14 protein-coding genes are annotated in these 15,174 nt (G+C 71.4%); 10 read left to right on the top strand and 4 right to left on the bottom strand.

The features are described from left to right. Positions 1 to 219: 219 nt before the first annotated feature. The 7 genes from ccrA to pssA all read left to right on the top strand — a co-directional run bounded on the left by ccrA (position 220) and on the right by pssA (position 7,973). Entirely contained in the window at positions 220 to 1,557 is a 1,338-nt protein-coding gene (ccrA, locus tag AB0E02_RS27035) for a crotonyl-CoA carboxylase/reductase (RefSeq protein ID WP_362143384.1), read from the top strand. A 15-nt stretch (positions 1,558 to 1,572) separates the two neighbouring features. Beyond that, a complete protein-coding gene (locus AB0E02_RS27030; protein WP_261954843.1) occupies positions 1,573 to 3,609 on the top strand; it encodes a protein meaA in 2,037 nt (678 codons plus the stop codon). Next, on the top strand, positions 3,606 to 4,568 hold the full coding sequence (locus tag AB0E02_RS27025; RefSeq protein WP_362143380.1) for a CoA ester lyase: 963 nt from the start codon (positions 3,606 to 3,608) through the stop codon (positions 4,566 to 4,568). The genes AB0E02_RS27030 and AB0E02_RS27025 overlap by 4 nt, the downstream gene beginning before the upstream one ends. 5 nt (positions 4,569 to 4,573) lie before the next feature. Then, positions 4,574 to 5,098, top strand: a complete 525-nt coding sequence (locus AB0E02_RS27020; RefSeq protein ID WP_362143531.1) for a MaoC family dehydratase — start codon at positions 4,574 to 4,576, stop codon at positions 5,096 to 5,098. Positions 5,099 to 5,103: 5 nt separating this feature from the next. Beyond that, positions 5,104 to 6,309: an acyl-CoA dehydrogenase family protein gene (locus AB0E02_RS27015; RefSeq protein ID WP_362143377.1), complete on the top strand. Its 1,206-nt coding sequence runs from the start codon at positions 5,104 to 5,106 to the stop codon at positions 6,307 to 6,309. A gap of 169 nt (positions 6,310 to 6,478) precedes the next feature. Then, complete coding sequence (locus AB0E02_RS27010) at positions 6,479 to 7,126, top strand: phosphatidylserine decarboxylase (protein WP_030412970.1); 648 nt, start codon at positions 6,479 to 6,481, stop codon at positions 7,124 to 7,126. Beyond that, positions 7,113 to 7,973, top strand: a complete 861-nt coding sequence (pssA, locus tag AB0E02_RS27005; protein WP_030412971.1) for a CDP-diacylglycerol--serine O-phosphatidyltransferase — start codon at positions 7,113 to 7,115, stop codon at positions 7,971 to 7,973. Before AB0E02_RS27010 ends, pssA begins: the two co-directional genes overlap by 14 nt. Before the next feature lie 83 nt (positions 7,974 to 8,056). Here pssA and AB0E02_RS27000 read toward each other — a convergent pair whose 3' ends face one another. Further along, positions 8,057 to 9,181, bottom strand: a complete 1,125-nt coding sequence (locus tag AB0E02_RS27000) for a glycerate kinase (protein WP_362143528.1) — start codon at positions 9,179 to 9,181, stop codon at positions 8,057 to 8,059. A gap of 184 nt (positions 9,182 to 9,365) precedes the next feature. On the opposite strand from AB0E02_RS27000, the gene AB0E02_RS26995 reads away from it, so the two are divergent. Further along, positions 9,366 to 9,878 carry an NUDIX hydrolase gene (locus tag AB0E02_RS26995; RefSeq protein WP_362143372.1) on the top strand — a complete coding sequence of 171 codons (513 nt, stop codon included), beginning with the start codon at positions 9,366 to 9,368 and terminating at the stop codon, positions 9,876 to 9,878. 38 nt (positions 9,879 to 9,916) lie between these two features. Continuing rightward, on the top strand, positions 9,917 to 10,744 hold the full coding sequence (locus tag AB0E02_RS26990; protein WP_362143370.1) for a nucleotidyltransferase domain-containing protein: 828 nt from the start codon (positions 9,917 to 9,919) through the stop codon (positions 10,742 to 10,744). A gap of 226 nt (positions 10,745 to 10,970) precedes the next feature. Here AB0E02_RS26990 and AB0E02_RS26985 read toward each other — a convergent pair whose 3' ends face one another. After that, a complete protein-coding gene (locus AB0E02_RS26985; RefSeq protein WP_362143369.1) occupies positions 10,971 to 11,606 on the bottom strand; it encodes an SDR family oxidoreductase in 636 nt (211 codons plus the stop codon). A gap of 166 nt (positions 11,607 to 11,772) precedes the next feature. Here AB0E02_RS26985 and AB0E02_RS26980 point away from each other — a divergent pair, with 166 nt between their 5' ends. Continuing rightward, positions 11,773 to 12,432, top strand: coding sequence for a TetR/AcrR family transcriptional regulator (locus AB0E02_RS26980; protein WP_362143367.1), 660 nt, complete (start codon positions 11,773 to 11,775; stop codon positions 12,430 to 12,432). Between the two features lie 603 nt (positions 12,433 to 13,035). On the opposite strand, the gene AB0E02_RS26975 is transcribed toward AB0E02_RS26980, so the two are convergent. Both AB0E02_RS26975 and AB0E02_RS26970 read right to left on the bottom strand, forming a co-directional pair. Beyond that, positions 13,036 to 13,620 carry a methylated-DNA--[protein]-cysteine S-methyltransferase gene (locus tag AB0E02_RS26975; protein ID WP_362143365.1) on the bottom strand — a complete coding sequence of 195 codons (585 nt, stop codon included), beginning with the start codon at positions 13,618 to 13,620 and terminating at the stop codon, positions 13,036 to 13,038. Positions 13,621 to 13,639: 19 nt separating this feature from the next. Next, positions 13,640 to 15,112, bottom strand: a complete 1,473-nt coding sequence (locus AB0E02_RS26970) for an AlkA N-terminal domain-containing protein (protein WP_362143363.1) — start codon at positions 15,110 to 15,112, stop codon at positions 13,640 to 13,642. Between the last annotated feature and the right edge of the window lie 62 nt (positions 15,113 to 15,174).

Here is a 15,174-nt window from a genome sequence, read left to right as displayed (position 1 = left end):
CGGCACCCGCCGGGCACCGCGCTCACCAAGGCGCTGCCAGGCACCACGGCCGACGCCTCCGCGACACCGGCGGAGACGGCGGCGGTAGCGCCACCCCGGCCGAACCGACGGCACCACCTCCCGCACCACCCCCGACGTTCCCTCAAGCCGTTCCTTGACGAATCCCCCGAGCTCTCGACTCGCTCGACCAGGGGCGGCCCCACCCGCCGGAGGCACACCGTGAACGAGATCCTGGACGCAATCCTTGCGCCTGACACCACCAGCGCCGACTTCGCCGCGCTGACCATCCCCGAGTCCTACCGCGCGGTGACCGTGCACAAGGACGAGGCCGAGATGTTCGCCGGCCTGCCCACCAAGGAGAAGGACCCGCGCAAGTCGCTGCACGTCGATGACGTCCCGGTCCCCGAGCTCGGCCCCGGTGAGGCGCTGGTGGCCGTGATGGCCTCCTCCGTGAACTACAACTCCGTCTGGACCTCGATCTTCGAGCCGCTGTCGACCTTCGGCTTCCTGGAGCGCTACGGCAAGGTCTCCGACCTGGCCAAGCGCCACGACCTGCCGTACCACGTCATCGGCTCCGACCTGGCCGGCGTCGTGCTGCGCACCGGCCCGGGCGTCAACTCCTGGCGGCCCGGCGACGAGGTCGTGGCGCACTGCCTGTCCGTCGAGCTGGAGTCGAGCGACGGCCACAACGACACGATGCTCGACCCCGAGCAGCGCATCTGGGGCTTCGAGACCAACTTCGGCGGCCTGGCCGAGATCGCGCTGGTCAAGTCCAACCAGCTGATGCCCAAGCCCGACCACCTGAGCTGGGAGGAGGCGGCGGCCCCGGGCCTGGTCAACTCGACCGCGTACCGCCAGCTGGTGTCCCGCAACGGCGCCGGGATGAAGCAGGGCGACAACGTCCTGATCTGGGGCGCCAGCGGCGGCCTCGGCAGCTACGCCACGCAGTTCGCGCTGGCCGGCGGCGCCAACCCGATCTGTGTCGTCAGCAGCGACCAGAAGGCGGAGATCTGCCGGAAGATGGGCGCCGAGGCGATCATCGACCGCAACGCCGAGGGCTACAAGTTCTGGAAGGACGAGCAGACCCAGGACCCGAAGGAGTGGAAGCGCTTCGGCAAGCGCATCCGCGAGCTCACCGGCGGCGAGGACATCGACATCGTCTTCGAGCACCCCGGCCGCGAGACCTTCGGCGCGAGCGTCTTCGTCACGCGCAAGGGCGGCACCATCACCACCTGCGCCTCGACCTCGGGCTACATGCACGAGTACGACAACCGCTACCTGTGGATGTCGCTGAAGCGGATCATCGGCTCGCACTTCGCCAACTACCGCGAGGCGTGGGAGGCCAACCGTCTGATCGCCAAGGGCAAGATCCACCCGACCCTGTCGAAGACCTACACCCTGGAGGAGACCGGGCAGGCGGCGTACGACGTGCACCGCAACCTGCACCAGGGCAAGGTCGGCGTGCTGGCGCTGGCGCCCGAGGAGGGCATGGGCGTGCGCGACGAGGAGATGCGCGCCAAGCACCTCGACGCCATCAACCGCTTCCGGAACGTCTGAGGCCGGGAGGCACCCATGACAGAACGTCACCCTCAGTCCCAGGGGCGAAGGGAACGGGACCGGCCGTGGCTGATGCGCACGTACGCCGGTCACTCCACGGCGGAGGCGTCGAACGAGCTGTACCGGCGCAATCTCGCCAAGGGCCAGACCGGTCTGTCGGTGGCGTTCGACCTGCCGACGCAGACCGGCTACGACCCCGACCACGTCCTCGCCCGCGGCGAGGTCGGCCGGGTCGGGGTCCCGGTGTCCCACCTCGGTGACATGCGGCGGCTGTTCCAGGACATCCCCCTGGACCAGATGAACACCTCGATGACCATCAACGCCACCGCCATGTGGCTGCTGGCGCTCTACCAGGTCGTCGCGGAGGAGCAGGGCGCGGACATCACCAAGCTCCAGGGGACGACCCAGAACGACATCGTCAAGGAGTACCTGTCGCGCGGGACGCACGTCTTCCCGCCGGGGCCGAGCCTGCGGCTCACCACCGACATGATCACGTACACGGTGGCCCACATCCCCAAGTGGAACCCCATCAACATCTGCTCGTACCACCTCCAGGAGGCCGGCGCGACGCCGGTCCAGGAGATCGCGTACGCGATGAGCACCGCGATCGCCGTGCTCGACGCCGTGCGGGACTCCGGGCAGGTGCCGCCGGAGAAGTTCGGCGACGTGGTCGCCCGCATCTCCTTCTTCGTGAACGCCGGCGTCCGGTTCATCGAGGAGATGTGCAAGATGCGCGCCTTCGGCCGCATCTGGGACCACATCACCCGCGAGCGGTACGGCATCGAGAACCCCAAGCAGCGGCGCTTCCGCTACGGCGTCCAGGTCAACTCGCTCGGCCTGACCGAGGCCCAGCCGGAGAACAACGTCCAGCGGATCGTGCTGGAGATGCTGGCCGTGACGCTGTCCAAGGACGCCCGCGCCCGGGCCGTCCAACTCCCGGCCTGGAACGAGGCGTTGGGCCTCCCCCGGCCCTGGGACCAGCAGTGGTCGCTGCGCATCCAGCAGGTCCTCGCGCACGAGAGCGACCTGCTGGAGTACGAGGACATCTTCGCCGGCTCGCACGTCATCGAGGCCAAGGTGGACGCGCTGGTCACCGACTGCCTGGCCGAGATCGAGCGGATCCAGGAGATGGGCGGCGCGATGGCCGCGGTGGAGTCCGGCTACCTCAAGTCGCAGCTGGTGTCCGCGCACGCCGAGCGGCGGGGCCGGATCGAGGCCGGCGAGGAGAAGATCGTCGGTGTGAACTGCTTCGAGTCCACCGAGCCCAACCCGCTCACCGCGGACCTCGACACCGCCATCATGACCGTCGACCCGGCCAACGAGGCGCGGGTGGTGCGGGGGCTGCACGACTGGCGGGACAACCGTGAGGAGGGCCGCGCCCAGGAGGCGCTGTCGGCGCTGAAGAAGGCGGCGGCCGGCGACACCAACCTCTTCGCGGCGACCCTGGAGTGCGCCCGTGCCGGTGTGACGACCGGCGAGTGGGCCTGGGCCCTGCGGGACGTCTTCGGCGAGTTCCGGGCGCCCACGGGCGTCTCCAGCGCCCCGCTGGCGGTTCCGGCCGAGGAGGGCAGCCCGCTGGCCGCGGTCCGCGAGAAGGTCGCCAAGACGGCGGCCGAGCTCGGCAGCGGCAAGCTGCGGCTGCTGGTCGGCAAGCCCGGACTGGACGGGCACAGCAACGGCGCCGAGCAGATCGCGGTACGCGCCCGGGACGCCGGCTTCGAGGTGATCTACCAGGGCATCCGGCTGACGCCGGAGCAGATCGTCTCGGCGGCGGTCGCCGAGGACGTGCACTGCGTGGGCCTGTCCATCCTCTCCGGCTCGCACACCGAGCTGGTGCCGGACGTGCTGGCCCGGCTGCGGCGGGCCGGCGTGGACGACATCCCGGTCATCGTCGGCGGCATCATTCCCTCGGCCGATGCGACCGCGCTCCGGGAGGCCGGAGTGGCGGCCGTCTTCACACCGAAGGACTTCGGTATTACGGAGATCATCGGCCGTATCGTCGACGAGATCCGGACGGCGAACCAGCTCGACCCCTTGGAGGTCCCCGCATGAAGGCGGTGAACCGGCAGCGCCCGAGGCGCTCCTGCCTCGCGGTACCCGGCAGCAATCCGCGCTTCCTGGAGAAGGCCCAGGGCCTGCCCGCGGACCAGGTGTTCCTGGACCTGGAGGACGCCTGCGCGCCGCTCGCCAAGGAGGGCGCCCGGCACACGATCGTCGAGGCGCTGAACGAGGGCGACTGGACCGGCAAGACCCGGGTCGTGCGGGTCAACGACTGGACGACGCACTGGACGTACCGGGACGTCATCACGGTCGTCGAGGGCGCGGGACCGAACCTGGACTGCATCATGCTGCCCAAGGTCCAGGACGCCCAGCAGATCGTGGCGCTGGACCTGCTGCTGACGCAGATCGAGAAGACCATGGGCTTCGAGGTCGGCCGGATCGGCATCGAGGCGCAGATCGAGAACGCCAAGGGCCTGGTGAACGTCGACGCGATCGCCGGCGCCTCGCCGCGGCTGGAGACCATCATCTTCGGCCCGGCCGACTTCATGGCGTCGATCAACATGAAGTCCCTGGTGGTCGGCGAGCAGCCGCCCGGCTATGGCGCGGACGCGTATCACTACATTCTGATGCGCATTCTGATGGCCGCGCGGACCTACGATTTGCAGGCCATCGACGGTCCCTACCTTCAGATCAAGAACGTGGAGGGGTACCGGGAGGTCGCCGGCCGCGCCGCGGCACTCGGCTTCGACGGCAAGTGGGTGCTGCACCCGGGCCAGGTCGAGGCCGCCAACGAGGTGTTCTCACCGTCCCAGGAGGACTACGACCACGCCGAGCTGATCCTGGACGCCTACGAGTGGCACACCTCGGAGGCGGGCGGCAAGAAGGGATCCGCGATGCTCGGTGACGAGATGATCGACGAGGCGAGCCGGAAGATGGCGCTGGTCGTCGCCGGCAAGGGCCGGGCCGCCGGCATGATCCGTACATCCAAGTTCGAAGCCCCGGAGGCATGAGCGCGATGCAGTTCGGCCGCACCTATGAAGAGTTCACCGTCGGCGATGTGTACAAGCACTGGCCGGGGAAAACGGTCACCGAATACGACGACCACCTCTTCTGTCTGCTCACGATGAACCATCACCCGCTGCACATGGACAGCAACTACGCGGAGCAGACCACCGACTTCGGCAAGAACGTCGTGGTCGGCAATTACATCTATTCGCTGCTGCTGGGCATGTCGGTGCCGGACGTCTCCGGAAAGGCCATCGCCAATCTCGAGATCGAGTCGCTGAAGCACGTCGCGCCGACCTTCCACGGCGACACGATCTACGGCGAGACCACGGTCCTCGACAAGACGCCCTCGAAGTCGAAGTCGGACCGCGGGATCGTGTACGTGGAGACCAAGGGCTACAAGCAGGACGGCACCCTGGTCTGCATCTTCCGCCGCAAGGTCATGGTCCCCACGGCCACGTACATCAAGGAGCGCGGCGGCGAGCAGCCCGGCCGCCCCGAGCCGGCGGCCCCCGCGGCCAAGAAGGAGAAGTGACCGCCATGACCCGTCTTGCGCAGACCGAGGGCCTGACCGACATCCAGCGGGAAATCCTCTCCACCGTCCGCGACTTCGTGGACAAGGAGATCCTGCCGGTCGCCACGGAGCTGGAACACCGCGACGAATACCCGACGCAGATCGTCGAGGGCCTGAAGGAACTCGGCGTGTTCGGCCTGATGATTCCCGAGGAGTACGGCGGGCTGGGTGAGTCCCTGCTCACGTACGCGCTGACCGTCGAGGAGATCGCCCGCGGCTGGATGAGCGTCTCGGGCATCATCAACACCCACTTCATCGTGGCGTACATGCTCAAGCAGCACGGCACGCAGGAGCAGAAGGACTATTTCCTGCCGAAGATGGCGGCCGGCGAAATCCGGGGCGCCTTCTCGATGTCGGAGCCGGCGCTCGGCTCGGACGTCTCGGCCATTTCCTCCAAGGGTGTGCGGGACGGCGACGATTACGTCCTCAACGGCCAGAAGATGTGGCTCACCAACGGTGGTTCGTCCACGCTCGTGGCGGTGCTGTGCCGTACGGACGAGGGGCACCCGGAGGGCACCGCTCCGCACAAGTCGATGACCACCTTCCTCGTGGAGAAGGAGGCCGGCTTCGGTGAGGTGCGGCCCGGCCTGACCATCCCGGGCAAGATCGACAAAATGGGTTACAAGGGCGTCGACACCACCGAGCTGATCATGGACGGGCTGCGCATCCCGGCCGATCGGGTGCTCGGCGGCCAGAGCGGACGTGGCTTCTATCACATGATGGACGGCGTCGAGGTCGGCCGGGTCAATGTCGCCGCGCGCGGCTGCGGCGTCGCCCAGCGCGCCTTCGAGCTGGGCGTTTCCTACGCGCAGCAGCGGCACACCTTCGGGAAGCCGATCGCCCAGCACCAGGCGATCCAGTTCAAACTGGCCGAAATGGCGACAAAGGTCGAAGCGGCCCATGCCATGATGGTTAATGCCGCTCGCAAAAAGGACTCCGGTCAGCGAAACGACCTGGAGGCGGGCATGGCGAAGTACCTCGCCTCCGAGTACTGCAAGGAGGTCGTGGAGGACGCGTTCCGCATCCATGGCGGGTACGGCTTCTCCAAGGAATACGAGATCGAGCGCCTCTACCGGGAGGCCCCGATGCTCCTGATCGGTGAAGGTACCGCCGAGATCCAGAAAATGATCATTGGTCGCCGGCTACTGGAGGAGTACCGAATCCAGGCGTGAATGTCCGGTTTAGGTCGTTTTGGCCTAGACGAAGATCACACCCCGTCATTGTTCTTCGGCCACGGATTGGCTCTGGCTCTTGGCCAGTTGCCGCTCGCAACCGATAGCATCCGGGAAAGCCGCCGTCCCCCGTATCCCTACGCGGCATCCTCCGCTACGAAGGTCATCCATGCCCCACAGCCAATCCTCTGCACAACGCGGTCGCGTCCGCCTCGCGCGCGGAGCGTCGCCGTGGCTCCTGCCGACCGTTGCCACGGCGGCGGTCAGCCTCGCCCGGTCCCGCCGGTCGGGCCGCTGGGCCGCTGTTGCCGTGCCCACCACCGCACTGGCGGCGGGCATGCTGTGGTTCTTCCGCGACCCGGAGCGGGAGATTGCCCAGGGCCGCGTCATTTCCCCGGCCGACGGCGTGGTGCAGAGCATCATGCCGTGGAAGGACGGGCGCACCCGCGTCGCGATCTTCATGAGCCCGCTGAACGTCCACGTCAACCGCGCGCCGCTGGCCGGCACGGTGACGTCCGTGGAGCACATCCCCGGCGGGTTCGTTCCGGCGTTCAACAAGGAGAGCGAGAACAACGAGCGGGTCGTCTGGCACTTCGACACCGAGCTCGGCGACATCGAGATGGTGCAGATCGCCGGCGCGGTGGCCCGCCGCATCGTCCCCTACGTGCCCCAGGGCACCAAGGTGGAGCAGGGCGAGCGGATCGGGCTGATCCGCTTCGGCTCGCGCGTCGACGTCTACCTCCCGGCGGGCGTCGAGGTCGCGGTCGAGGTCGGCCAGGCCACCACCGCGGGGGTGACACGTCTTGACCGTGATTGATCCTGAGACGCAGGCGGGCTGGGCGCCCGAGACGGACGAGGACGAGGACGACATGCCGCTGTCGACGCGGCTGTCAATAGCGGACACCCTCACCCTCGGCAACGCCATCTGCGGCTTCATGGCGGTGTACTTCACCACCACCGGCGTCCTCATCCCGCACCTCACGGGGACCGAGGACGGCGGAATGGCCCGGCACAGCGCGGCCATGGCCGTGATCCTGATGCTGTTCGCGTCGGTCTTCGACCTCTTCGACGGGCTGGTGGCGCGCAAGCTGCGGGCCTCGGCGATGGGGGCCGAGCTGGACAACCTCTCCGACCTGATCAGCTTCGGACTGGCGCCCGCGTACTTCGTCGTGACCTGGGGCATGGTCGCCCAGGACGCGCACCAGCGGGTGTCGGTCGTCGCGGCGGTGGTGGTGCTGCTGGCGGTGGTGCTGCGGCTCGCGCGCTTCTCCTGCGTCACCCTGCGTGACGGCATCTTCCAGGGCATGCCGAGCCCGTTCGGCGCGCTGACCGTCGTCGCCATCGTGCTGCTGGAGCTGCCGTTCCTGCCGACGCTGCTGGCGATCATCGGGGTGGCCTGGCTGATGGTGAGCCGGGTCGAGTACCCCAAGCCGCGGGGCCGGCTCGCGGTGGCGATGCTCAGCTGGATCGTGCTCAGCATGGGCATGCTCGCGGCCTGGGCGCTGGACGCGCCCGGCGGCCAGCTGCTGCTGCAGACCGGCTGCTCGCTGCAGATCGTGCTGGGCGCCATGATCCCGGTGTTCGCCACGGCCCGCCGGGTCAACACCTTCCGCGACAACCGCCGTGAGTCCCGCGCCGAGTCGCGGGCCGCGCAGCTCCCCTAGCGGGGGCGGCACCTTCGCACAGAACGCCGGGAGCCCCGGGCGAATCATTCGCCCGGGGCTCCCGGCGTTCTTCCGCTCCGCGGTCAGACCAGGAAGTCGCGGGCGAGGTTCTCCGCCGCCCGCTCCAGCAGCGGGCCCGCCTCGGCCATGCAGCGGGCCGGGTCGGACTCCAGGTCGGTCAGCGCGTACGCACGCTGGATACCGGCCCGGGTGAGGGCCTCCGGCGGCAGCCGGAGCCGGCCGCAGACCGCGACCACGTCCAGGCCCGCCGCCCGGGCCGCGGCGGCGACACCGGCCGGGGCCTTGCCGTGCAGGGTCTGCTCGTCCAGCGAGCCCTCGCCGGTGATCACGAACGTGGCGCGGGCCAGCGCCGGCGCGAAGCCGAGCACCTCCAGCATCACGTCGATACCGGCCCGGAACGTCGCGTCCAGACCGACCAGCGCGCCGTAGCCGATCCCGCCGGCCGCGCCCGCGCCGGGCGCCAGCGCGTACTCGGCGGCCTTCGGGCCGACCGCCCGCTCCAGCACCTGGGCGTAGTGCGCCAGCGCCGCGTCCAGCGTGGCGACGTCCTGCTCGCTCGCGCCCTTCTGCGGGCCGTAGACCGCCGGGGCGCCCTTGGGGCCGGTGAGCGGATTGTCCACGTCGCTGGCGAGCACGACCTCCGTCGCGGCCAGCCGGGGGTCCAGGCCCGACAGGTCGGCCGTGGCCAGCTCGCGCAGCGGCCCGCCACCGGGGGCCACCGGATTGCCGTCCGCGTCCAGGAACCGGGCGCCCAGCGCCGCGAGCATGCCCGCGCCGCCGTCGGTCGTGGCGCTGCCGCCGACGCCGAAGACGATCGTGGTCGCGCCCGCGTCCAGCGCCGCGAGCAGTAGTTCACCGGTGCCGTACGTGGTCGCCGTCAGGGGCGCGAAGACGCCCTCGGGGAGGTGCTGGAGGCCGGACGCCTCCGCCATCTCCACCACTGCGGTGCCGTCCTCGCGCAGCGCGAAGGTGGCCGTCACCGGGGTGCCGGTGGGGCCGGTGACCCGCGCTTCGTGGCGGGTGAAGCCGGCCGCGAGCGCCGCGGCGACGGTCCCGTCACCGCCGTCCGCGACCGGAACGGCCGCCACGTCCAGACCGGGGACCACGCGCCGCAGACCGGCCGTGACGTGCTCGGCGACCTCGACGGCCGTGAGCGAACCCTTGAACTTGTCCGCGGCGATCAGCACATGTGCTGTGTGTGTCCTTGCTGCGTCCGCCACCGTGTTTCCCCTTGCTTTCGAACTGGCAGTCGCGCCGCTGTGACCTTATCCGGCGCGCGGCGCCGCGAACAGGGCACTCCGGTACGCGGACGCTTCGAGCGCCCCGGAATGCGCCTCGAAGATCCCCCGGGCAGGCTCTAGGCTCGCGCCCGTGACGACCTTGGACTACGCCACCTACATCGCCGGCCTGCCCCGCGTGCTCGCGGGCGCCGGCGCCCTCCTCCGTGACGCGCAGGGCCGCATCCTGCTCGTGGAGCCCAACTACCGCGACACCTGGATCCTGCCGGGCGGCACCGTCGAGTCGGACGACGGCGAGTCGCCGCGCCAGGCCGCCCGCCGCGAGACCGCCGAGGAGATCGGTCTGGACGTCGAGCTGGGCCCGCTTTTGGCGGTCGACTGGGTCCGCGGGCAGGGGCGGCCGCCGCTGGTGTCGTACCTCTTCGACGGCGGGGTGCTGGACGCGGACCGGTTCGCGGCGATCCGGCTCCAGGAGGAGGAGCTGCTGTCCTGGCGCCTGGTCGACTGGGAGGAGGCCCGGACCCTGGTCAGCCAGGAGATGGCCCTGCGCATCGGCGCCGCTCTGAAGGCCCTCGCGGACGGCGGCGGCCCGGCGGAACTGGAGGACGGCGTCCCGCCCGCGGGAGCGTTCGCCGCCCGAAAATGACGTGATCGCCGGCCACCAGGGAACCTAGGGTGGCCGGCATGGAAGAGATCGCCGCCAGGATCGCGCAGGTGCCGGGAGTCGTCGGGGTGATGCTCGGCGGGAGCCGGGCGCGGGGGACGCACCGGGCGGACTCCGACTGGGACCTGGGGGTGTATTACCGGGGCGAGCCGGATCTGAAGGCGCTGGAGGCGCTGGCCGCCGAGGTGACCGGCGGGCCGGTCGAGGTCTTCGGGCCGGGGGCCTGGGGGCCGTGGGTGAACGGCGGGGCATGGCTCGTACTGCCCGACGGCCGCCATGTGGACTGGATCCTGCGCGACCTCGACCGGGTGCGGCGGGTCTGGGAGGACTGCCGGGCGGGCCGCTTCGAGACCGGGATGCAGGCCGGTCATCCGCTCGGGTTCTGGTCGCCCGCGTACCCGGGCGAAGTGGCACTGGGCCGGGTGCTCGCCGACACCGACGGGGAGCTGTCCGGCCTCAAGGAGGAGACCCGCGCCTATCCTCCCGCGATGCGTACGTCCCTGACCGGCACGGCGGTCTGGGACGCCGGCTTCTCGGTGGCGATGGCGGGCAAGTCGTCCGCGGCGCAGGACGTGCTGCACGCGGCCCTGTGTCTGTCCCGGGCCGTCGGCCAGCTCGTCCAGGCCCTGTACGCCCACCACGGCGCCTGGTGCCTCAACGAAAAGGGCGCCCTCGCCGCCGCCACGGCCCTGCCCGACACCCCACCCGATTTCGCCCCCCGTGCCACCGCCCTGCTCGCCCGCCTCGGCCATACGGGAGACGAGCTGCGGGGCTCGCTGGCGGAGGCGGAGCGACTGGTGAACGAGGTCCGGGACGTGGTCGGGGCGGCGTCTTTGGGGGACGGGTGAGCGGGGCGCGGGTGAGGCGCTGGGCGCGGTTGAGCCGCGGGCTGGTCGGGGCGGCGTTTTCGGGGGGCGCGTGAGCGGGGCGGGGGTGAGGCGCGGCGTTTTCGAGGCGGGGGTGTGCCGTGCGCCTGGGGCGTGGGTGAGCTGGGCGTCGTGATCGCCGTACCGTCTTCGTGTGTGGTCGCCGCACCGTCTTCGGGGGTGACGGTCCGCCGTAGCGGGTCCGCGGTCAGCGGCTGACGCCGACCGCGTGGCCGTAGGTGCGGGGGTCGGTGACGAAGTCGAGCATGGCTCGGGCCACGTCGGCGCGGGCGATGACGGAACCGGCCGGTCCGGCCTCGACGGCATGGCGGTAGCGGCCCTCGCCGGGGCGGTCGAGCAGGCGGGGCGGGCGAACCGCGGTCCAGTCGAGGCCACTGTCACGCAGTACCGCCTCCATCCGGGTCAGGTCGGTGTAGACCTCCTTGAGGGCCGCCCACAGCAGCGGCCCGAACACCCGGTGGCTGAGGAACGGCTGGCCGGCGCCGGTGCGGTTGAGCGGGCCCGCGCTGACCACCAGGAGCCGCCGTACGCCGGTGGCGGTCATCGCCTCGACCACGGCCCGGGCCGAGGTGGACGCCGGGCGCAGCGGATCGTGCCGGCCGGCCTGGCCCATGCCGGAGAGCACCGCGTCGGCGCCGTCGACCACGGTCTTGACGGAGGCGGGGTCCAACGGGTCGGTGCGGACGACCGTCAGCCGCTCATGGCGCTCGGTCAGCTTCTCCGGGCTGCGCAGCGCGGCGGTCACCTCGTGGCCGTCGGCCAGGGCGTGGGTGACGAGCTGCCGGCCGACGCCACCGGACGCGCCGAGGATGGTGAGTTTCATGGTCCCTCCCGGGACGAGCTGGGCCGCGGAACGAGCGGAGAACCGGAACGAGCAGGACGAACGCCCACTTCGCCCGGCCAGGATGGAGCGGGTTGAGCAAGGTGAGTGAGCACTCACCAACCAGGGTGAGTGAGTATTCACCCACCTGTCAAGGTAGGCTCTGCCCATGACCTCCGACGCCGCCGCTCCCCTGACCGGAGGCGCGCTGACGCGCTCCCGCATCCTCGACGCCGCCGCCGCGCTGATGACGAGCGTGGGCCTGACCCGTACGACGACGAAGCAGATCGCCCGGGAGGCCGGCTGCTCCGAGGCGGCGCTCTACAAGCACTTCCGCAACAAGGAAGAGATCTTCGTGCGGGTGCTGCACGAGCGCGCACCGCGGTTCTCGGACGCGCTGCGCCGGCTGCCGGACGCCGTCGGTGACGAGGGCGGGCCGGCCCGGCATCTGGAGGAGGTGGCGCTGACGGCCCTGCGCTTCTACCGGCGCTCGTTCCCGATCGCCGGCTCGCTCTTCGCCAGCCCCGAGCTGCTGGACACCCACCGGCGCAAGCTGGACGAACTGGGCACCGACGGGCCGCAGAACGCCGTCCAGCACCTGGCCGCCTACCTGACGGCCGAGCAGAAGCTCGGCCGGATCGCCCCCGGCATCGACCCGCACGCGGCCGCCACGCTGCTCATCGGCGCCTGCTTCCACCGCGCCTTCCTCGACCTGTTCTTCGACGCCAAGGCACCCGCCGGCGCCCTGCTCCCCGAAGACGAGCAGGACTTCGCCACCGAAACCGTCCGCGCCCTGCTCAACGGACTCCGCCCACCGGGCACGCCGTAGGCGCCGCCGGAGCACCGTGGCCACACCAGGGCGGCACCGGAACACCGTCGAACCATTGGTGTGGCACCGGGCCACCGTGCACACACCGGTGCGGCGCCGGGGGCGGGAGAGGCGGGGGGTGCGGCAGGGTCCTCGCCCTCAACTCGCGCCCGTGCCACGGGCATTCGCCGCAGCCCTCTTCACCCCACCGGTGCGGCATCGGAACACCACCGACCCACCGGTGCGGCACCAGACCACCGGAGACCCACGGCTGGGGCAGCGTCCTCGCCCTCAACTCGCGCCTGCGCCATGGGAATTCTCCGCACGCCCCGTCCCCCCGGTGCGGTACCGGAACACCGCCAACCCCGGTGCAGCACCGGGGCGCCGTGGACACACCAGTGCTGCACCGGAACACCGCCGACACACCTCTGCGGCACCAGGGCACCGGAGACCCACGGATGCGGCAGCGTCCTCGCGCTCAACTCGCTGCCCCGCCACGGGAATTCGCCGCACCCCCACCGCGTTGTGGCCCGCAAGGGGCGTCCGCGTCCCCTACGGGATCTGTTCGACCGCCCCTAGGGCCCCGAGCCCCGCCCTCCCCCTCCCCAGCCCGCCGCCGCCCCGTCAGCCGCGCTCCTGCGCCGGGAAGAGTCCCTCCTCCGGGAAGAGGCCCTCCGCTGCCGGGAAGAGGCCCTCCTTGGCCCGTTCGAAGGTCAGCAGTCGTCGTTTGCGGTCGAGGCCGCCGCCGTAGCCGGTCAGGCTGCCGTCGGCGCCGACCACGCGGTGGCAGGGGACGATGATGCCGACCGGGTTGCGGCCGTTGGCCAGGCCGACCGCGCGGGCCGCGCCGGGCGTGCCGAGCAGTGCGGCGAGTTGCCCGTACGTCCGGGTTTCCCCGTAGGGGATCGTGCACAGCGCCGCCCAGACGCGCCGCTGGAAGGGCGTGCCGCGCAGCGACAGCGGCAGGTCGAAGGTGGTCAACTCACCGCGGAAGTACGCGCGGAGCTGGATGGCGGCCGCGGAGAACGGCGGGTCGTCGGGGTCCGCCGGCACGCCGAAGGTCTCCTGGGGCGGGCGGTGGCGCTGGTCGGTCATGTAGAGGCCGGTGAGGGCGTCGCCGGCGGCGACGAGGGTGAGCGGGCCCACCGGGGTGTCGTCGAGGACGGTGTGGGTGAGGGGCGCGTCGGGCGCGGGGGCGTGCACGGTCATGGCAGTCATGGCAGCGGGCTCAGTTCGTGGGGAGGTGGTTGATGGGGTGGTCGTCGGTGGCCCAGAGGTACTGGACGGCGTAGGCGCGCCAGGGCCGCCAGATCGCGGAGTGCCGGATGAGGGCGGCCGGGGTGTGCGGCAGGCCCAGACCGGCGGCCGCGCGGCGCAGGCCGAGGTCGGTGGGGGTGAAGGCGTCCGGATCGCCGAGCGCGCGCATGGCGATGCACTCGACGGTCCAGGGGCCGACGCCGGGCAGCGCGGCGAGCCGGGTACGGGCCTCCTCGCGGTCGCTGCCGACCCCGAGTTGCAGCTCCCCGGAGGCGAGCGCGCCGATGACGCCGAGGAGGGTGGCCCGTCGGGTCCGCGGCATGGCCAGCGCCTCCGGGTCCAGTCCGGCGAGCGCGGTGGCGGGCGGGAAGAGGTGGGTCAGCCCGCCGCCCGGGTCCTCGACCGGGGTGCCGTGCGCGCGGACCAGCCGTCCGGCGTGCGTACGGGCGGCCGCGGTCGAGACCTGCTGGCCGAGGACCGCGCGGACGGCGAACTCATCGGCGTCGACGGTCCGCGGGACCCGGCGGCCGGGCGCCTTGTCGACCAACGGGGCCAGCCCCGGGTCCTCGCGCAGCAGCCCGTCGACGGCCTCCGGGTCCGCGTCGAGGTCGAGCAGCCGGCGGCAGCGGGCGATGGCGCCGGCCAGGTCGCGCAGGTCGGTGAGGGCGAGCCGGCAGTCGATGTGGTCGGGGCGGGGGGCGAGGGCGACGATGCCGTGCCCGTAGGGGAGGCGCAGGGTGCGGCGGTAGGCGCCGTCGCGCCACTCCTCGACTCCCGGTACGGCGGTGGCGGCGAGGTGCCCGAAGAGGTTGTCGGGGTTGAGCGGCCGGCGGAACGGCAGCCGCAGCGCGAGCGTGCCCGGGACGACTGTCCGGCGGTCCGGCCGGGCGCGCTGCCGCAGTTCGGTCGGTGCGAGCGCGAAGACCTCCCGGACCGTCTCGTTGAAGCTGCGGATGCTGGCGAACCCCGCGGCGAAGGCGACCTCGGCCATCGGCAGCTGCGTCGTCTCCACCAGCAGCCGGGCGGTCTGCGCCCGCTGGGCCCGGGCCAGGGCGAGGGGCCCGGCCCCGAGTTCGGCGAGCAGCTGGCGTTCGATCTGCCGGGTGCTGTACCCGAGCCGGGACGCGAGGCCGGGGACGCCCTCGCGGTCGACGATGCCGTCGGCGATCAGCCGCATGGCGCGGGCGACGAGGTCGGCCCGCTCGTCCCACTGCGGCGACCCCGGGCTGGCGTCCGGCCGGCACCGTTTGCAGGCCCGGAAACCGGCCTGCTGCGCCGCGGCCGCGCTCGGGTAGAAGCGCATGTTCCGGGGCTTGGGCGGCACCACGGGACAGCTGGGCCGGCAGTAGATGCGGGTCGTGAGCACGGCCGTGTAGAACCACCCGTCGAAGCGGGCGTCCTTGGACTGCACGGCGCGCACACAGCGCTCGGTGTCGGTGTGCATGCCTCCAGGATTCCGCACCGAGGGCGGCCGGGGCTGGCGGAAATCCGACATCAACGTCGGGC

It is taken from the genome of Streptomyces sp. NPDC048196, from assembly GCF_040652715.1.
GTDB lineage: Bacteria > Actinomycetota > Actinomycetes > Streptomycetales > Streptomycetaceae > Streptomyces > Streptomyces siderophoricus.
Note: the sequence above shows the minus strand (reverse complement) of the source record. Positions and strands in the feature narration are given on the sequence as shown.